The 16,234-nt window shown below is 62.2% G+C and carries 17 protein-coding genes, 1 tRNA gene and 1 pseudogene; 7 read left to right on the top strand and 12 right to left on the bottom strand.

Annotated elements, in window-relative coordinates:
- Positions 1-95: 95 nt before the first annotated feature.
- Positions 96-963: pseudogene (locus AC0L2P_RS19370) on the top strand (endonuclease/exonuclease/phosphatase family protein).
- A 185-nt stretch (positions 964-1,148) separates the two neighbouring features.
- Here the strand turns inward: AC0L2P_RS19370 and AC0L2P_RS19365 are convergent.
- The 3 genes from AC0L2P_RS19365 to AC0L2P_RS19355 all read right to left on the bottom strand — a co-directional run bounded on the left by AC0L2P_RS19365 (position 1,149) and on the right by AC0L2P_RS19355 (position 2,872).
- Positions 1,149-1,736 carry a GNAT family N-acetyltransferase gene (locus AC0L2P_RS19365; protein WP_473503057.1) on the bottom strand — a complete coding sequence of 196 codons (588 nt, stop codon included), beginning with the start codon at positions 1,734-1,736 and terminating at the stop codon, positions 1,149-1,151.
- 117 nt (positions 1,737-1,853) lie between these two features.
- Positions 1,854-2,123 (bottom strand): 50S ribosomal protein L27, encoded by a 270-nt coding sequence (gene rpmA, locus AC0L2P_RS19360; protein ID WP_023678077.1) that lies wholly within the window; start codon positions 2,121-2,123, stop codon positions 1,854-1,856.
- A gap of 98 nt (positions 2,124-2,221) precedes the next feature.
- A complete protein-coding gene (locus AC0L2P_RS19355) occupies positions 2,222-2,872 on the bottom strand; it encodes a 50S ribosomal protein L21 (protein WP_473503055.1) in 651 nt (216 codons plus the stop codon).
- Positions 2,873-3,208: 336 nt separating this feature from the next.
- Here AC0L2P_RS19355 and AC0L2P_RS19350 point away from each other — a divergent pair.
- The 6 genes from AC0L2P_RS19350 (at position 3,209) to AC0L2P_RS19325 (ending at position 7,729) form a co-directional block, all read left to right on the top strand.
- Positions 3,209-3,298 (top strand) — tRNA-Ser (locus AC0L2P_RS19350).
- A 264-nt stretch (positions 3,299-3,562) separates the two neighbouring features.
- Positions 3,563-4,201 carry a DUF1326 domain-containing protein gene (locus tag AC0L2P_RS19345; RefSeq protein WP_473503053.1) on the top strand — a complete coding sequence of 213 codons (639 nt, stop codon included), beginning with the start codon at positions 3,563-3,565 and terminating at the stop codon, positions 4,199-4,201.
- Positions 4,202-4,262: 61 nt separating this feature from the next.
- Positions 4,263-5,060 (top strand): DUF2182 domain-containing protein, encoded by a 798-nt coding sequence (locus AC0L2P_RS19340; protein WP_473503051.1) that lies wholly within the window; start codon positions 4,263-4,265, stop codon positions 5,058-5,060.
- A gap of 736 nt (positions 5,061-5,796) precedes the next feature.
- Positions 5,797-6,711, top strand: coding sequence for an alpha/beta fold hydrolase (locus AC0L2P_RS19335; protein WP_473503049.1), 915 nt, complete (start codon positions 5,797-5,799; stop codon positions 6,709-6,711).
- A 107-nt stretch (positions 6,712-6,818) separates the two neighbouring features.
- Positions 6,819-7,142 carry a hypothetical protein gene (locus AC0L2P_RS19330; protein ID WP_473503047.1) on the top strand — a complete coding sequence of 108 codons (324 nt, stop codon included), beginning with the start codon at positions 6,819-6,821 and terminating at the stop codon, positions 7,140-7,142.
- Positions 7,143-7,261: 119 nt separating this feature from the next.
- Positions 7,262-7,729 (top strand): hypothetical protein, encoded by a 468-nt coding sequence (locus tag AC0L2P_RS19325; RefSeq protein ID WP_473503046.1) that lies wholly within the window; start codon positions 7,262-7,264, stop codon positions 7,727-7,729.
- Here AC0L2P_RS19325 and AC0L2P_RS19320 read toward each other — a convergent pair.
- The 9 genes from AC0L2P_RS19320 to AC0L2P_RS19280 form a co-directional block, all read right to left on the bottom strand.
- Positions 7,647-7,997, bottom strand: coding sequence for a DUF982 domain-containing protein (locus tag AC0L2P_RS19320; RefSeq protein ID WP_473503194.1), 351 nt, complete (start codon positions 7,995-7,997; stop codon positions 7,647-7,649). The genes AC0L2P_RS19325 and AC0L2P_RS19320 overlap by 83 nt on opposite strands.
- A 349-nt stretch (positions 7,998-8,346) precedes the next feature.
- Positions 8,347-10,182 carry a DNA helicase RecQ gene (gene recQ / locus AC0L2P_RS19315; RefSeq protein WP_473503044.1) on the bottom strand — a complete coding sequence of 612 codons (1,836 nt, stop codon included), beginning with the start codon at positions 10,180-10,182 and terminating at the stop codon, positions 8,347-8,349.
- A 362-nt stretch (positions 10,183-10,544) separates the two neighbouring features.
- Positions 10,545-10,883 (bottom strand): cupin domain-containing protein, encoded by a 339-nt coding sequence (locus tag AC0L2P_RS19310; RefSeq protein WP_473503042.1) that lies wholly within the window; start codon positions 10,881-10,883, stop codon positions 10,545-10,547.
- A 23-nt stretch (positions 10,884-10,906) separates the two neighbouring features.
- Positions 10,907-11,674 carry a 2-dehydro-3-deoxy-D-gluconate 5-dehydrogenase KduD gene (gene kduD, locus AC0L2P_RS19305; RefSeq protein ID WP_473503040.1) on the bottom strand — a complete coding sequence of 256 codons (768 nt, stop codon included), beginning with the start codon at positions 11,672-11,674 and terminating at the stop codon, positions 10,907-10,909.
- Positions 11,671-12,528 carry a 5-dehydro-4-deoxy-D-glucuronate isomerase gene (gene kduI, locus AC0L2P_RS19300; protein ID WP_473503038.1) on the bottom strand — a complete coding sequence of 286 codons (858 nt, stop codon included), beginning with the start codon at positions 12,526-12,528 and terminating at the stop codon, positions 11,671-11,673. Before kduI ends, kduD begins: the two co-directional genes overlap by 4 nt.
- Before the next feature lie 23 nt (positions 12,529-12,551).
- Complete coding sequence (locus tag AC0L2P_RS19295) at positions 12,552-13,328, bottom strand: FadR/GntR family transcriptional regulator (RefSeq protein WP_473503036.1); 777 nt, start codon at positions 13,326-13,328, stop codon at positions 12,552-12,554.
- Positions 13,329-13,338: 10 nt separating this feature from the next.
- A complete protein-coding gene (locus AC0L2P_RS19290; RefSeq protein ID WP_473503034.1) occupies positions 13,339-14,619 on the bottom strand; it encodes a TRAP transporter large permease in 1,281 nt (426 codons plus the stop codon).
- Positions 14,620-14,625: 6 nt separating this feature from the next.
- Entirely contained in the window at positions 14,626-15,153 is a 528-nt protein-coding gene (locus AC0L2P_RS19285) for a TRAP transporter small permease (protein WP_473503192.1), read from the bottom strand.
- A 103-nt stretch (positions 15,154-15,256) separates the two neighbouring features.
- On the bottom strand, positions 15,257-16,234 hold the full coding sequence (locus AC0L2P_RS19280; protein WP_352465632.1) for a TRAP transporter substrate-binding protein: 978 nt from the start codon (positions 16,232-16,234) through the stop codon (positions 15,257-15,259).

Here is a 16,234-nt window from a genome sequence, read left to right as displayed (position 1 = left end):
TTTGCTATTGTAACGTCGCGCGTATTTCTGGACGTAGCATTTGGTTGACCCCTTGCCGAAAATCGATCCTCGGCTTCCAAGCGCGAGATGTCGGAATGAAGCTGGTAACTTACAATATCCACTACGGCGTCGGTCTCGATGGCCGCTACGATCTCGGCCGTATCGCCGATGCCGTGCGCGGCGCCGACGTGATCGCGCTGCAGGAGGTCACCCGGGCCAATCCGAAGAATGGCGGCCGCGACATGGTGGCCGAGCTCGGCGAGGCGCTGCCCGACTATTTTGCCGTCTACGGCAGCAATTTCGAGGCCGACGCCGGCTCGCGCCTGGAGAACGGCCGTGCCATTACGACCACCTTCCAACTCGGCAACATGGTGCTGTCGAGAACGCCGATCCATCCGTCGCGTAATCTCCTTTTGCCGCGCAGCCGCAGTTTCGAGGCGATGAACTTCCAGCGGGCGCGCTGGAGGCGCTGATCGAAACGCCACTTGGTCCGGTCCGCTTCTATTCCACCCATCTCGACCATTGCAGCCCGGTTGAACGCCTGAGCCAGATTCGCTTTCTGCGCCAGCGCCTGTTGAACTACCGCTCGAGGGCGGCGGGCTCTCTGGCGTCGCCGCGATCGGCTTGCCGGACCTGCCTTGCCCCGAAGCCTTCGTCGTCATGGGCGACTTCAACATGCTGGCCGGATCGCCGGAACATGTCGAACTCGCCGGCCAGCCTGACCATGAATTCGGCATGCCGGTGACCGCCGATCTCGCCGTCGATGCCGCCGCGCGCCTCGGCGCTGCCGGCACCGATCTCGTCACCTGGGTCGCCCCCAAGCGGCCCCGCGATACCAGCCGCTACAAGCGCATCGATTACATCTTCACCAGCGCATCGCTTGCCAAATCGCTGAAGCGCCTGTGGGTCGACCGGCAAGCGGCCGGTTCGGACCACCTGCCGGTCTGGGTCGAATTGGCCTGACCCCGAGTTTGGTCCGCAATCTTTCGCGCCAAGCCACGCCTCAGAGACCGTTTCGAAATTCGCTCAGGCGAGTCATATGGTGGTGGTTTCGAGAACCGGTGCGCAGCGGACATTTGGGTCCGTGAGCACCGGAAGCGCAGAAAACGCCATCAGATGGCCGCCAGAGTAGAGTTTCCAAACGGTCTCTAAAAATGCACCCAGTTCCTGAGGCTCGTCCAAGTCTTCCTGTCGAGCCGGTAGCGCTCGACCGGCACCTGGCCGGCGACGATCGAGTTCAGCATGCCCTGGCCGGCATACTGGAAGCCGCACTTGTGAATGACGCGGCGAGAGGCCGGATTGATAACCCGCGTCGAGGCATGCAGCACCTGGATCGACGTCCTCTGGAAGGCAAGATCGACCAGCGCATGCGCTGCTTCCGTCGCATAGCCCTTTTTCCAGTAGGGCTCGCCGATCCAGTAGCCGAGCTCCAGCCCGCGATCCGTGGTGTTCAGCCCGGCACAGCCGACGAAGGTGTCGGTACCGGCCAGCGTCAACGCATAGGCAATTCCGGCCCGGCGCGATGCTGTCATGGCCAGGAAAGCACGTGCCTCGGCCTCGCCATAGGGATGTGGCATGCGGGCCAGCATTTCCGCGACATGGCGGTTGTCGGCGAGCGCCACCAATTGCTCGACGTCGCTTTCACGCGGGGCACGCATGACCAGGCGCTCGGTCGCGAGCACCGGGCAATCTATCGTGTAACTTTCGTCGTCTGAGTCTTCCGCTTCGGCAACCATGTCAAAGTCCTCCAGGCAAGAAAAAAGGGAGATGGAAACCCATCTCCCCTGATCCTTTTCCTGGCTTGGCCAGACACCGGTCCCGAGATGGGTGCCGGTGTTCTCTTGCGGAACCGGCTACTCCGCTGCCTTCGTCATCGGGTTCACCGATACGTAGGTTCGGCCATTGGCTTTTTTGTTGAAGGTGACTGCGCCAGCTTCGAGCGCAAACAGCGTGTGATCCGTGCCAATGCCGACATTGGTGCCGGGATGCCACGTCGTGCCACGCTGACGAATGATGATGTTGCCCGGAATCACGGCTTCGCCGCCGAACTTCTTCACGCCGAGCCGCTTGGAATGGGAGTCGCGACCATTGCGCGACGAACCGCCAGCTTTCTTGTGTGCCATCTAACTACTCCGATGCGCCGTGAGGCGCCTAAACGATCTTATGAACGCGTTCGCGTTCCGTTTCAAGTCCGATCCGGCGATGATTGCGCCAGTTCGTTCTACTTCTTCGCCAATTCCTTGGCCTGCTCGCGCCAGTCCTTAATCTGGTCGGCGCTGAACGGCATGTGTTCGTCGATCTTGGCGACATCCTTGTCGGACAGCTTGGCGATCTGGGCGAAAGTGGTGATGCCCTGTTCGTTGAGCTGGCCGGCGGCAACCGGGCCGATGCCCTTGATCACCGTCAGATCGTCCGGCTCGCCCTTCGGCGCCTTGAACAACGGCGCGGCGGCTTCACTTGCCTCGGCCTTCGCTTCGGCCTTCGGCGCGGCTTCAGGCTTCGCCTCGGTCTTCGCCGCAACTTCGGCCTTGGCGGCGGCCTTCTTCGCCGGCTTGGCGCCGCCCAGCAGGATCTCGGCGATCCTGACGGTGGTCAAAAGCTGGCGATGGCCGATCTTGCGGCGCGAATTCTGCCGGCGGCGCTTCTTGAAGGCGATGACGGTGCGGTTTTTGCCTTGCTCTACAACTTCGGCGGTGACCATCGCACCGTCGACGAACGGCGCGCCGAACGTGACGTTTTCGCCCTCGCCATGCGCGAGCACATTGCCGATCTCGACGATGTCGCCGACATCGGCTTCGAGCTTTTCGATCTTCAGGAGATCGTTGGCGGCAACGCGATACTGCTTGCCGCCCGTTTTGATGACTGCGAACATTTTTTGCCTTTCGCTGTTCGGTCGGCCTTGATGAACCGCTTCAGGCGGTTCGGCCGTCTTTTTGTCAGTCTGCGGGTTCAAAAGACAAGCGGCGCGGAAGATCCTCCACGCCGATTGCGCGCTGTCCCTAACCGAAGGTTCGGCTTGAGTCAAGGCAAGCGCCGCGCGCAAGCTGCGAATGGGTTGAGTCCAGACCTTGCAAATATCGAGCAGTGGCCACCGGAGCCTCGAAGAAGCGTGGACAGAAGCTGTCGCGCCTGGGCAGATTGGCCCTTGTAACCTGCCTGTCCAGCCGTTATCTAGTGCGCCGCGCCGGCAACGGCGGACCATGACCGCGGAGAGGTGGCAGAGTGGTCGAATGCACCGCACTCGAAATGCGGCATGGGTGCAAGCCCATCGGGGGTTCGAATCCCTCCCTCTCCGCCAGTGATAATTTTTTGATTTTGCCTGCCGAACTCAGGCATAAACGCTCGTGACGGCGCGAAGCTCAATTGGAGACCTGCGACGATTTTTACCGGAACGGGGGTGAGCGCATGGCGGCTGGGTTCTGTCGCGAGCAGTTGCTGATGAAAACGCGGTGACCTGTGTCTGGCGCGGCAAGTCCACCAAGATCAGCGAGCGATGCACTAACTGCTGGAGTGCGCCCCGCCTTCGACGTATAAATGGCCCTATATTCCGGGAGGAAGAGCCATGAATGCAGTGCCTCAATGGCGGCTCGCAGGCGACTGGTTCGACATCTGCAGCTGCGATATCCCTTGCCCTTGCGAGTTCGCCCAGCGGCCGACCGGCAATCACTGCCAAGGCGTGCTCGCCTGGCATGTGCGTGAGGGTCAGTATGGCGACGTGAAGCTCGACGGCCTGTCGCTGGTGGCGCTCGGCGAGTTCGAAGGCAATCTATGGGCCGGCGAGGCAAAGGCCGTGATGGGCATGTACCTCGACGAGAAGGCGAACGAGCGGCAACGTGAAGCCCTGCAGGCGATCTTCGGTGGGCAGGCCGGCGGCTGGCCGGCGGGCTTTGCCGCCAACATCGGCGAGATGCGTGGCATGGAGTTCGTGCCGATCACTTTCGAGATGGCGGGCGACCTCGCTACCTGGCGGGTCGAGATTCCTGGCCTCGTCGTCGGGCATGCGGAAGCGCTTTCAGGTCCCACAACACTACCGGGCAAGCGGGTGCAGACGATCAACGCGCCGGGCTCGGAGGTCGGCCCGGGCCAGGTTGCCACCTGGGGGCATTCGGTCGAGGTGAGCACCAAAGGCTTCGGGCTCGACTGGACGGGCACGGCCCGCTCCAGCAAACACATTCCGTTCGACTGGACCGGCCCGAACTAGGGGCGTGCCGATGCCTGACGCGTTGCTCAGGAAATCGTCGTGGCTCCGGAACTTGCGTGGCATGCCGGTCGGCCTTCTCGCATCGCTCGTTGTGCTAACAGCGGCGGCGTGGGCGCTGACCCTCAGCATGGATATGCCTATGGGCATTGCGGTGCGCGGCGGCACGGAGGGTATGGAAGGCATGGCCGGCATGGCGATGGCCGGAATTGCCGCCGACGGCTGGTCACTCGCCGGCGCCGCCGTCTTTCTTGCTGTATGGACGGTAATGATGGCCGCTATGATGCTGCCGGCGGCCGCGCCCATGATCTTTATGTTCGCGGCGGCGCAGGCCAGGCGCGAACAGCACGTTGCCATCCCGGCGTGGATATTCATCGCGGGCTACATGCTCGTCTGGGCGGCGGCGGGCCTTCTCGTGTATGTCGTGGTCCAACTCGGAAGCGAGTTCGCGACGAGCCTCGATCCGCCTCAGCGTTCGAAATGGGCGCCGCTCGCGCTCGGCATAACGCTTGGCCTCGCCGGATTCTACCAATTCACGACCCTCAAACACATTTGCCTCAGCCATTGCCGTTCGCGGCTCGCTTTCCTTGCGCAGCATTGGCGCGACGGGCGGGTTGGCGCACTCGAGATGGGGCTGCGGCACGGACTCTATTGCCTTGGTTGCTGCTGGGCTCTGTTTGCCGTGCTGGTCGCGGTGGGCATCATGAGCGCCGCCTGGATGCTGCTGTTGACGCTGGTCGTCTTTGTCGAGAAGCTGCTTCAGCGCGGCCGCCGCTTCGAAGTTGCTTTGGGCATTGTGCTGATGGCCCTCGGGATCGCTGTATCGTTCGGCGCGATCGAGATGCCTTGGATGAGCGGCTAGCACACGGGGCGCGTAGTCGCTCCAGGCCTGTCACCACGCCGAACATCTTTGGATTGCCATAGCCCGTGCCGAAGGCATCGCGCCGCGAGCAGTCGCCATGAACTCTTCAGCCTCGGCAAGAGAGATACTCATCAGCTGAAATCGGCCGTGCCGCGCCGCCGCCACATGCAGCACGGATGTAAGCCACGCTGGCAGGCCTTCGACCACCGGATCATCGCAATCGCCGCGCGGCTCTGGGCGTTTGCACCGACTGCGCTATCTCCCCCCATCGTTAGCCTCTATCGCTGGTTGAAGATCGCGAGGTGTCCATGGATCCGGCGACTATTTTTGACAGGAATGTTTGGCATTGCCGGGGCGGCGGCCCTTGCAAGCACAGTTCGGCCAATCAACGCGGTGGCCGGCGTTCCAACTGCCAGAAGCGGCATTCTCGATGAACTCGAGGCGCCGGATGTCGAGACCTTCGACGACGACGATACTCAAGCAGAGTTGCAACCAGTCTATCATCGCCGGTGGCACCGGCCGCGCCGGCGCCGCCGGCGTGCTTGGAGAAGGGTCTGTCGCGTTTACTGGCGAAATGGCTATGGCAGCAGAAGGTGCTTCCGCAGCCGAGTGTGGGTCTGGTTTCGATACTAGCAACTAGCCGGCTTGAACCCTGGCCAGCGCGGCCGGGGTTTTCGCCTCAGGCGACTGTTAGCGCCCTTAGAGAGCTTTCCTAAGGGCGCAGAGGAGGCTGACGGTGTTTGCAGGTTTCAGAGCCACCAGCCTACGACTGGACGATAAGACGATTTTCGCAAGGACCGGTGGCACCGGTCCGCCGCTGCTGCTGCTTCACGGTTTTCCGGAAACGCATCTGATGTGGAGGGATATCGCTGTAGCCTTAGCGCCCTGCTTCACCGTGGTCGCCGCCGACCTTCGAGGCTATGGCCAAAGCGGATGCCCGACTTCCTCTGCCGATCATAGCCCATACGCCAAACGCGCCATGGCCGGCGACATGGTTCAGGTGATGAAGCAGCTGGGGTTTGAGCGGTTCATGGTTGCCGGGCATGATCGTGGCGGAAGGGTTGCCTATCGCCTGGCGCTCGATCATCCCGGCAAAGTGCTCAAAATCGCGGTCCTCGACATCATTCCCACCTCTGCAACATGGGATCGGGCGGATGCCAGACTCGCGCTCGGCTTCTGGCCCTGGAGCCTTCTCGCCCAGCCGGAGCCCCTGCCGGAGCGTCTGATAGGCGCGGCTCCCGATGCCGTCGTCGACGATGCGATAACGCAATGGGGATCGTCGGCGAGAATGGTCACCAAGGAGGTCAGGAACGCCTATGTTGATGCGCTTGGCGATCCCGCTCATATTCATGCCATCTGCGAAGAGTATCGCGCCGCTGCGACGATCGATCGTGACCATGACGCGCTGGACCAGGCAAACCGTCGTCGCATCGAGTGTCCGCTATTGGCGCTATGGAGTGGCGAAGGCGCCCTGGAGAATTGGTATGCGAGAGAAGGCGGGCCACTGGCCATCTGGAGAAAATGGGCCGACAGAGTTGAAGGACGCGCGGTCCAAGGCGGGCACTTTTTCCCGGAAGAGCACCCCGACAAGACGGCAGCGATTCTCTCGGAATTCTTTGAAGACAAACAGGACGGTCGGCACAGAGTATAGTAGAGGTCACATGCTTCAGTTACGCGGAAACTCGGGAGCGCTTCGCGGCCCGAGATCGAGAACGCTCCGAAATCCGCCCGTCCGGCATCAACGTGCTTGATAAGGGAATGAAGGCGATCTCCACGGCCACGCCTCTGATATGCAGCCTGATGTTTGTCGGAAGTTGCGCATCGCCTCTGGCTGTATCCTTTGATGCTACGAAATACGACAACATGAGTTGCGTCGAGCTCAACGTGGCGATGGGCGCAGTCGCCGACGAAATGTCGGCGACAGCCATCGCTCGTGGCAAAGTCGTCCACACCAACATTCCGGGCTGGCTGTGGGGAGGGCAGCGTGTCGCCTCGACCGTCGCTGCCCGCCAGAGTGCGAAGATTGAACGCCTGCGGCAGCAGGAGGCGGCGATTGCAGCGGCAAGGCGAAGCAGGTGCTAAACTACAATGCCGGGCTGGATTGAAGGCATCATCTCGCAGGCTAAGCCTCCGGCAAACTTAAATTTGCCGCAGCCGCTATCCGGTATGGACGGTACATGAGACTCCGCTAAATAAAGCCCATGAAGCGTTTTCTGCTGAGTTTTGTGCCAATGCTCTTGTTCACCACGCTGCTTCAGGCGCAAGCTTGGCAGCCTTTTGGCATCAGGCAATTAGGCTTCACCTTTGATGTTCCCCCAGGCTTTGTCCTGGCCCAGCGTTCGGACGAGGGCGCGGCTTTCGAGGGAGGCAACGATGCCTTTCTTGCCGTGTGGGGCGCAAGGCTCGGCAAAGCCAGTTTCAGGGCCGAGATCGAGCACCGCATGGTCGAGGACGAGAAGGACGGCTGGAAGTTGACCTATCGGCGCGTGACGTCAAGCTGGGCCAGCTATTCGGGCATCAAGAATGACCAGATCCGCTATGTTCGCGCTATTAAAGTCTGCAGCGACCGTGCCGCGCTCTTCACCCTCAGTTATAGCCGCCGCGAAAAGACCTCCTACGATCCGCTTGTCGTGCGTATGGTCCGTTCACTGAAACCGGAGGGTTGCTAGTTTTGCCGGCTCGCTGTGGTGTGGTTTCGCTCGTAAGTGAGCTGGTCAGTTCGTCGAAGTGACTGAGAGCCCGGTTCTTCTTTGGGGAAATAATCAGTCCCTCCTCGCGCGCCGCCTTCTTGAAAGCATTAAACGCAACAGCAGGTTTGCAATTGCCGTCCACTGCCGCGGCAATAAGGCGCTTCGCTTCTCTGAAGAGGTGTTTTTCCTTGTCGTTCCATTCCCGGCCAAGCGCACTCTTGGCCTCGATAATCGAGGAAACCGTCATGGATCCGCCATCGACAAACCGCATGTGGAGTGAGGGAAGATTACTCATGGCCGCGCGCCGTGCTTATGATCCAGCCGGTCGAGTGCTCGCGATGTAGGGACAACGCCAGCGAACGGAGCGGCCATGACGGTCAAAATGGTCGGGAAGCCGGCTCTGGCAGTGATCATCTGACGCCACGAACACCTCGGTGTTGAACAACAACAACGCGGTGAACGCAAGAAGGTTGCGGACGCAAGCGCCCGCTAGCTGAACCGCGGTGTGGCATGATTGTTCCTCGGAGGGAGCTTTTGGTTAATTTCGTACCAAATTCTGGGAGTTGGTACGAGTCCGCCAACGCTCTTTGGCAGTCTCACGCCGATCCACCGGACTGATGTCCAGCGATCGCGCCGAGGAATATCTCGCCGAAATCCTTGAGCTTGGCGGCGCCGACGCCGTTGACCGCGGCGAAGGCGTCCAGATCACGCGGGCAGCGTTCGGCCATATCGATCAGTGTACGATCCGAAAAGATCACGAAGGCCGGCACCTGGCGCTCCCGGGCAAGGCGCAGCCGGACCGCCTTGAGCGCGGCCAGCAGAGCCGAATCCAGACCTTCCGATTCTGCGGTATCCTGCGAGGGACGTATCTTGCCTCGCGATGACTGGCGCGCGACCACGCGATACCGGAACGAGGCCTCGCCCCGAACCAGTGCACGGCCCTTCTCGGCAATGGCAAGGCCGCCATGGCCGGCTGAGTCCAATGTCAGGAACCCTCCCGCAACGAGCTGGCGGACCAACGAAAGCCATACATTCTTCTTGTGCGCGACACCGGCGCCGAAGCTGGCAAGCCGGTCGTGCTTCCGGTCCAGGACCTTCTCGGTTTCGTGGCCGAGCAGGACATCGACGACATGGGCAGCGCCAAAACGCTCGCCGGTCTGTATGATGGCCGCCAGGATGAGCCGCGCCTCCGCCTCGCCATCCGCATGCGGCGCCTGGTCGAGGCAGTTGTCGCAATTGCCGCAAGGCGAAGCACTCTCGCCGAAATAGCCAAGCAGGATCTGACGGCGGCACTGCGTCGTCTCGCAATAACCGATCAGCGTATCGAGCCGGCCATGCGCGCGCCTTTTGTGCTCAGCCGGCGCGTCCTCGTCTTCGATGAAAAGCCGGCGCATGCGGATATCGCCGAGGCCGAAGAGCATGTGTGCCTCGGCCGCCCGCCCGTCGCGGCCCGCCCGCCCGATTTCCTGATAATAGGCCTCCAAGCTGCCCGGCAGGTCGGTATGGAAGACATAGGCGACATCCGGCTTGTCGATCCCCATGCCGAAGGCGATGGTCGCCACCATCACGACGCCGGACAAGGTCATGAAAGCGTTTTGATTCGCTTCACGCGCATCCTTGCTCATGCCGGCATGATAGGCGAGCGCGCGTACGCCGTTCCGCTCGAGGAACGCCGCCATCTCTTCGGTCTTTTTTCGTGACAGGCAGTAGACGATCCCGCTGCGGCCCGCATGGCGCTGCACGAAGCCTAGCAGTTGGCGCTTGCTGTCCTGCTTGGGCTCGATGCTTAGCTTGATGTTCGGCCGGTCGAAGCCGAGCACCAGGGTATCGACGCGCCCGTCGAACAGTTGCGCGGCAATGTCGGTGCGCGTCGTCTCATCCGCCGTCGCCGTCAGCGCAATGATCGGCACTTTCGGGAAGACATCACACAGTCGCGACAATTCTTCGTATTCGCGCCGGAACGCCGGTCCCCATTGCGAGATGCAATGTGCCTCGTCAATGGCGATCAGCCGGACATCGAGCTTGGTCAACGCCTCGAGCATCCGTATCGTCATTAGCCGCTCCGGTGCAAGATAGAGCAGGCGTGTCTGGCCTGCCGCGACGCGGCGCCATGCAGCGACATTGGCATCGCGGTCGAGCGAGGAATTGATCGTATCGGCTGCCACACCAGCAAGGCGCAATGCGGCGACCTGGTCCTGCATCAGCGCCACCAGCGGCGAAACGACAATGGTAAGCCCGCCCAGCACCAGCGCCGGGACCTGGTAGCAGAGCGACTTGCCGGCGCCGGTCGGCATGACAGCCAGCACATGATGCCCGGCCAGCAGCGCCTCCATCACGGCCGCCTGGCCGAGACGAAAATCATCGAAGCCGAATACATCCTTCAGGACGCGCCGCTTGGAATCCTCTGTCGGGATGCTCGCTGCAATCTGCATTACAGAAGTTTCGGGGACACGATCTGCCGAAATTCTCCGGCGAATCGCCAGGTGATTGCCTGGACAGCAGATTCGAACATTTATCGACCCCTCCGGTCCTGATCTCGGCACCGCCTGAAGCGAACTTCTCTCTCATTGGCCGATATCAGAGCGTCGTTCCAGCCCTATCCGCCTCGGCTGTGAATATCGCGCCGCCTCGGAGCGGTTAATCCTATCTTCACCATCATTCGGCAGGTTCAGGTTCTGCGGTGATGTTTTGAGTACCGCGGCGCCACAAGCGCCCAGGCAACACGCCCGCGTCTCTCCGGAGGCGCGGGCTTTTTTGTTCCGAGAACCGGGTGCCTGATCTTCGGGCCTGCAGCTCAGTCGAGGAAATCGGCGCGATGCGGCGTGAAGCTGTCGACCAGTCGTCCCGCCTCAAGCGCCTTGACGCCATGGACCAGGTTGGAAGGCACGATGAAGCTGCTTCCCGTTTCCAGGATCTCGGTCCTGCCGTCGATGGTGACCTCGAAACGGCCTTGGGCGACGTAGCTCGCCTGGACGTGCGGGTGCGAATGCAGCGCGCCGACGCCGCCCTTGTCGAAACCGAACTCGACGATCATCAACTCGTTCGTGTGCAGGAGCACGCGCCGGCGGTTGCCATCCGGCGTCGGCGTCCACTCACCCTCGCCGGCAGGCGAGAAGATTTTGGTTCCGGTCATCGCAAAACTCTCATCGTTGCTGTTCATCGCGCCAGCCAGCCGCCGTCCACCGGCACCACCGCGCCATGCATATAGTTCGACGCCCGTGCCAGCAGGAACACGGCTGCGTCGCCGATATCTTCCGGCGCGCCCCAGCGCCCGGCCGGAATGCGCGCCAGGATCGACGCGCTGCGGTCGGGATCGGCGCGCAGCGCCTCGGTGTTGTTGGTCTCGATATAGCCTGGCGCAATGCCGTTGACGTTGATGCCCTTTGCCGCCCACTCGCAGGCAAGCAGCCGGGTGATGCCGAGTACGCCATGTTTGGAGGCGGTGTAGGAGGCGACGCGGATGCCGCCCTGGAAACTCAGCACCGAGGCGACGTTGACGATCTTGCCGCGCCGTTCCGGACCGGCAAGCACGCGCCTGGCAAAACGCTGGCTGAGAAAGAACACCGTCTTCAGATTGACGCCGATGACGTCGTCCCAGTCGGCTTCGGTCAAGTCGACCGCATCGGCACGCCGGATGATGCCGGCATTGTTGACCAGGCCATCGAGCGGCCCCGTATCGTCCCAGACGCGGTCAAGCATCGCCTGGGCGGCGGCATCATCGCCAAGATCGCAGCGGACCGCCTCGAAGCGTCCGCCGGCCGCTGCAATCTTCTCCGACGTCTCGTCCATCGCCGAGCGGCCGACGCCGACGATCATGCCGCCGGCGCGCGCGATCGACACGGCGATGCCCTGGCCGATGCCGGTATTGGCGCCGGTGACGAGGATACGCTTGCCGGCAAGGCTGAAGGCCGAGAGGTCGCTCACTTGAGTTCCTCCATCGCTACCAGATCGACATCGGTATAGTCGACATTGTCTCCGGCCATCGCCCAGATGAAGGCGTAGTTCGAGGTGCCGGCGCCCGAATGGATCGACCATCCCGGCGACAGCACCGCCTCCTCGTTGCGCATGACGAGATGGCGCGTTTCATCCGGTTCGCCCATGAAGTGAAACACCCGCGCCGCCTCCGGCAGATCGAAATAGAGATAGGCTTCCATGCGCCGGTCATGCACATGACATGGCATGGTGTTCCAGACCGAACCGGATGCAAGCTGGGTCATGCCGACGACAAGCTGACAAGTCTTTGCGCCATCGGCATGGATGAACTGGAAGATCGAGCGCTCGTTGGAGGTCGCCTGGCTGCCGAGATTGAGCCGCTTGGCATCGCCGATGCGGATCAGCCGGTTGGGATGGCTCTGATGCGCCGGCGCGCTGAGCAGGTAGAATTTAGCCGGCTCAGCCGGGTTGGTCTCAGCGAACGACACCTCATCCGTTCCCATGCCGAGATAGAGCATGTCGCGCGGCTGCAGCTCGTAGGATCGACCGCCGGCTGTCACGATGCCCGCGCCGCCGATGTTGACGATGATCATCTCACGGCGGTCGAGAAAATTCTTCGTCCCGGTCGGCTTGATTGCCTGCAGCGGCAGCGGTGCGCCGGCGGGCATGGCGCCGCCGACGATCATGCGGTCGTAATGGGTGTAGGTCAGGCTGATGCGGCCGGGCTGGAACAAGTCCTCGAGCAGAAAATTGTGACGCAGTTCGTCCGTGCCCATGGCTGCGGCAGAAACAGGATCGATGGCGAAGCGGGAGGTGAAATCGGTATGATTCTCAGTGTGATTCATTGCTGTCCCATTACCTAAATTGCTTATTCAGTTGCCGCGGCTTTGACCGAGTCGGCATAGAAAACCTGGCGCGCGTGCAGGCGCTCGCGATAGCGCTGCTGGCTGGCACCGAGATGCGCGCGCATCGCCTCCCGGGCCGCCTCGGCATCGCCTGCCGAGATGGCATTGAGGATCACCAGGTGCTCGCGCTGCAGGCCGCGCTGATAGGCGTCCGATTGGGCGATCTCGGTCGACCAGGGCGAGGTCACGTCACAAGGGATCGCGCGGCGGCCGAGCACGTCGAGCATCTCGACATAGAATGGATTGTTGGTGGCGCTGGCGATTGCGCGGTGGAAGGCAAGGTCGGCCGGTCCCGTCGGCTCGCTGTTGAGGAGCAGCCGCTCGAATTCGAAAAAAGCTTCCTGGATCGCCGCTTCCTGCGCGGCGTTGCGGCGGATGGCAGCGAGCCCGGCGGATTCGATCTCGATCGCCAACCTGACTTCGAGCACGTTGAGGGCAATCGAGTCCTTGCTGCCCATCTCCGCTGCCAGCGCACCGAACGCAGTCGAGATATGCTCGGTGACGAAGACGCCGGCGCCTTGGCGCGGCTCGACCAGGCCGTCTGCGGCAAGCTTGGCCAGCGCCTCGCGTACTACGGTGCGGCTGACCCCGAAGGTTTCAGTCAGCTGACCCTCGGTCGGCAGCTTTTGCCCCGGCTGGATCTCGCCCGCCTGCAACTGCTTGCGGATCGCCGCGACGACGGTTTCCGAAAGCTTCGGTCTTCGTTCGACGCGGAGCCCGACCGCGGTATCCGATGCCATGTCGCACCCCCTATTTGAAGACGCTCGGCAGCCATAGCGAAATGGCCGGGATGTAAGTGACGAGCGCCAGCACCACGAGGCCTGCGCCATAGAACGGCCAGATCGAGCGCATTGATTCCCACACGGATATCTTGCCCACCGCACACGCCACAAACTGCACGGCGCCCACAGGTGGCGTGTTCAGCCCGATGCCGAAATTGAGGATCATGATGACGCCGAAATGCACGGGATCGACGCCGTAGGCCTGCGCCACGGGCAGGAAGATCGGCGTGCAAATGATGATCGTCGGCCCCATGTCCATGAACGTGCCGAGGAACAGCATCAAGAGGTTGAGCAGGAGAAGCACGACCAGCGGATCGTCCGAGATCGCGTTCATGGAGGCTATCAGCGCTGCCGGCACTTTCAGGAAGGCCATCAGCCACGAGAACGCCGCCGCCATGCCGATGATGAGCAGCACCATGGCCGTGGTGCGCACTGCGCCATGGGTGGCATGAACGAACCCTTCCCAGGTCATCTGCCGGTAAACGAAGACGGTCACGAGCAACGCATAGATGACGGCGATACAGGAACTCTCGGTGGCGGTGAAGACGCCCGATCGTACGCCTCCGAAGATGATCGCGATCAGCAGCAGGCCAGGGACCGCTACGGCGAAAAGATGCGCGACGGCGGTGAAGCCCGGGAACGCCTCGGTCGGATAGCCGCGGGAGCGTGCCACGATATAGGCGGTGACCATCAGCGACAGGGCCAGTAGCAGGCCCGGGATGATACCGGCCGTGAACAGATCGGCGATGGAGATCTTTCCGCCTGCCGAGATCGAGTAGATGATCATGTTGTGCGACGGCGGCAGCAGCAGCGCGATCAGCGCAGCCATCGACGTGACGTTGACGGCGTAGTCCGCTCCATATCCACGCGCCTTCATCTGCGGGATCATCAGGCCGCCTACCGCCGCTGCCTCCGCCACCGCCGAGCCGGAAATGCCGCCGAACAGCGTAGCGGTCGCGATATTGACCTGGCCGAGGCCGCCGCGCAAATGGCCGACGAGCGAGCCGGCGAAGGCAACGATCTTGCTGGCGATGCCGCCGCGCACCATCAAGTCGCCGGCGTAGATGAAAAACGGAATGGCCAGCAGCGAAAAGACGCTCATGCCGGAATTCAGGCGCTGGAACACGATGAGCGGCGGCAGGCCCAAATAGAGGACGGTGGCAAGGCTTGCGACACCGAGGCAGAAAGCGATTGGCGTGCCGATAAGCATCAGCAGGGTGAAGACGCCGAAGAGAATCCACAGTTCCATGGCGCGTCAGACCTTCACGTTGGCGGTGTCGAGTTCGGCTGCGACTTCGGCCGGCGGCAATTCATCGAGGGCGTCGTCGATCGGAGCGCCGGAGAGGCGAAGCACGATGCGCTCCAGCGTGAAGAGCACGATGAGCGCGCCTCCCGCGACAAGCGGGACATAGTCCCAGCCCCCCGATATGCCGAGTGACGGCAAGACGGAGCCCCAGGTCAATGCGACCAGCTGGCTGCCATACCAGATCATGCCAATGCCGAAGGCGAGCGCGACGAGGTCCGAAATCATCCGCAGCCAGCGCTTGCCGCCTTTCGGCAGTACGTAGAGCAGGACGTCGAAGCCAAGATGGTAATTCTCGCGCACACCGACGGCAGCGCCGAGGAAAATGAACCAGCTCATCAGCATCACCGAGCCCGGCTCGGTCCAGCTCGGCGAACGGTTCAGAACATAGCGGCCGAACACCTGCCAGGCGACGAAGGCGGTCATCAGCACCAGACCGATGCCGGCGAGCGACAGCGCCGCCGTGCTGACGCGCGACATCACTTGCGCGATGCCGGACAGAAGCGGTCTTGGTTTTGGACTGGAAGGCACCGGTTTTCTCCCCAGGAGGCTGGCGGCGCGGAATGTCCGCGCCGCCGCTTGATCACTGTACGGCCTTGATGGCTTCGACCATGGCCTTCAGCTTGTCATCCTTGACGTGCTTTTCGTAGACCGGCCCCATCGCGTCGATGAAGGGCTGCTTGTCCGGCGTCGTGATCTGCGAACCGGCCGCCTCCACCTTGGCGCGCGATTCCTTGACCTTGGCGGTCCACAGCTCGCGCTGCTTGGCGACGCTTTCCTTGGCGGCCGCCTTGAAGATCGCCTGGTCTTCCGGTGTCAGCTTGTCCCAGCTCGACTTCGCCATGACGAAGGCTTCCGGCACCATCGTGTGCTCGTCGAGCGAATAGTACTTGGCGACTTCCGCGTGCTTGGCAGTGTCGTAGCTCGGAAAATTGTTTTCCGCGCCATCGATGACCCCGGTCTCGATCGCCGAATACACCTCGCCATACGGCATTGGCGTCGCGTTGGCGCCGAGTGCCGCCACCATGTCGACGAAGATGTCGGACTGGATGACGCGGAACTTCATGCCGGCCATGTCGGCTACGGTGTTGATCGGCTTCTTCGAATTGTAGAAGGAGCGCGAACCGCCGTCGTAAAAGGCGAGTAGCACCAGCCCGACCTGATCGAACGCCGCCGCGATCTGGTCGCCGATCGCCCCGTCCATGACCTTGTGCATATGCTCTTCAGAACGGAAGATGTAGGGCAGCGAGGGCACGGTGGTCTCGGGGATGAGCCCGTTGAACGGCGCCATCGAGACGCGGTTGAGATCGATCACGCCGGTGCGCACCTGCTCGATCGTGTCCTTTTCCTCGCCGAGTTGCGCGGAAGGATAGATCTCGACCACATAGCGGCCGGCCGTGCGCTCCTTCACCAACTCGCCGAAATATTTGACCGCCTCGACCGTCGGATAGCCGTCGGGGTGTGTGTCGGACGAGCGCAGGACCGTCTGGGCGCTTGCCGTTCCGGCCATCAGTGCGGCGGCAAGTAGCGTAGCTCCCGCCAATCTCGAAAAATGCAGCAT

Source organism: Mesorhizobium sp. WSM4836, from assembly GCF_055811815.1.
Note: the sequence above shows the minus strand (reverse complement) of the source record. Positions and strands in the feature narration are given on the sequence as shown.

Bases quoted from the DNA above. Each gene is read 5' to 3' on its own strand.
- AC0L2P_RS19325 (WP_473503046.1), top strand. From the start codon at position 7,262: ATGAAGCGTTTTCTGCTGAGTTTTGTGCCAATGCTCTTGTTCACCACG.
- AC0L2P_RS19330 (WP_473503047.1), top strand. From the start codon at position 6,819: ATGAAGGCGATCTCCACGGCCACGCCTCTGATATGCAGCCTGATGTTT.
- AC0L2P_RS19365 (WP_473503057.1), bottom strand. From the start codon at position 1,736: ATGGTTGCCGAAGCGGAAGACTCAGACGACGAAAGTTACACGATAGAT.
- AC0L2P_RS19340 (WP_473503051.1), top strand. From the start codon at position 4,263: ATGCCGGTCGGCCTTCTCGCATCGCTCGTTGTGCTAACAGCGGCGGCG.
- AC0L2P_RS19310 (WP_473503042.1), bottom strand. From the start codon at position 10,883: ATGACCGGAACCAAAATCTTCTCGCCTGCCGGCGAGGGTGAGTGGACG.
- AC0L2P_RS19295 (WP_473503036.1), bottom strand. From the start codon at position 13,328: ATGGCATCGGATACCGCGGTCGGGCTCCGCGTCGAACGAAGACCGAAG.
- AC0L2P_RS19345 (WP_473503053.1), top strand. From the start codon at position 3,563: ATGAATGCAGTGCCTCAATGGCGGCTCGCAGGCGACTGGTTCGACATC.
- AC0L2P_RS19280 (WP_352465632.1), bottom strand. From the start codon at position 16,234: ATGCTGCATTTTTCGAGATTGGCGGGAGCTACGCTACTTGCCGCCGCA.
- kduI (WP_473503038.1), bottom strand. From the start codon at position 12,528: ATGAATCACACTGAGAATCATACCGATTTCACCTCCCGCTTCGCCATC.
- recQ (WP_473503044.1), bottom strand. From the start codon at position 10,182: ATGCAGATTGCAGCGAGCATCCCGACAGAGGATTCCAAGCGGCGCGTC.
- AC0L2P_RS19290 (WP_473503034.1), bottom strand. From the start codon at position 14,619: ATGGAACTGTGGATTCTCTTCGGCGTCTTCACCCTGCTGATGCTTATC.
- AC0L2P_RS19355 (WP_473503055.1), bottom strand. From the start codon at position 2,872: ATGTTCGCAGTCATCAAAACGGGCGGCAAGCAGTATCGCGTTGCCGCC.
- AC0L2P_RS19285 (WP_473503192.1), bottom strand. From the start codon at position 15,153: ATGTCGCGCGTCAGCACGGCGGCGCTGTCGCTCGCCGGCATCGGTCTG.
- rpmA (WP_023678077.1), bottom strand. From the start codon at position 2,123: ATGGCACACAAGAAAGCTGGCGGTTCGTCGCGCAATGGTCGCGACTCC.
- AC0L2P_RS19320 (WP_473503194.1), bottom strand. From the start codon at position 7,997: ATGACGGTTTCCTCGATTATCGAGGCCAAGAGTGCGCTTGGCCGGGAA.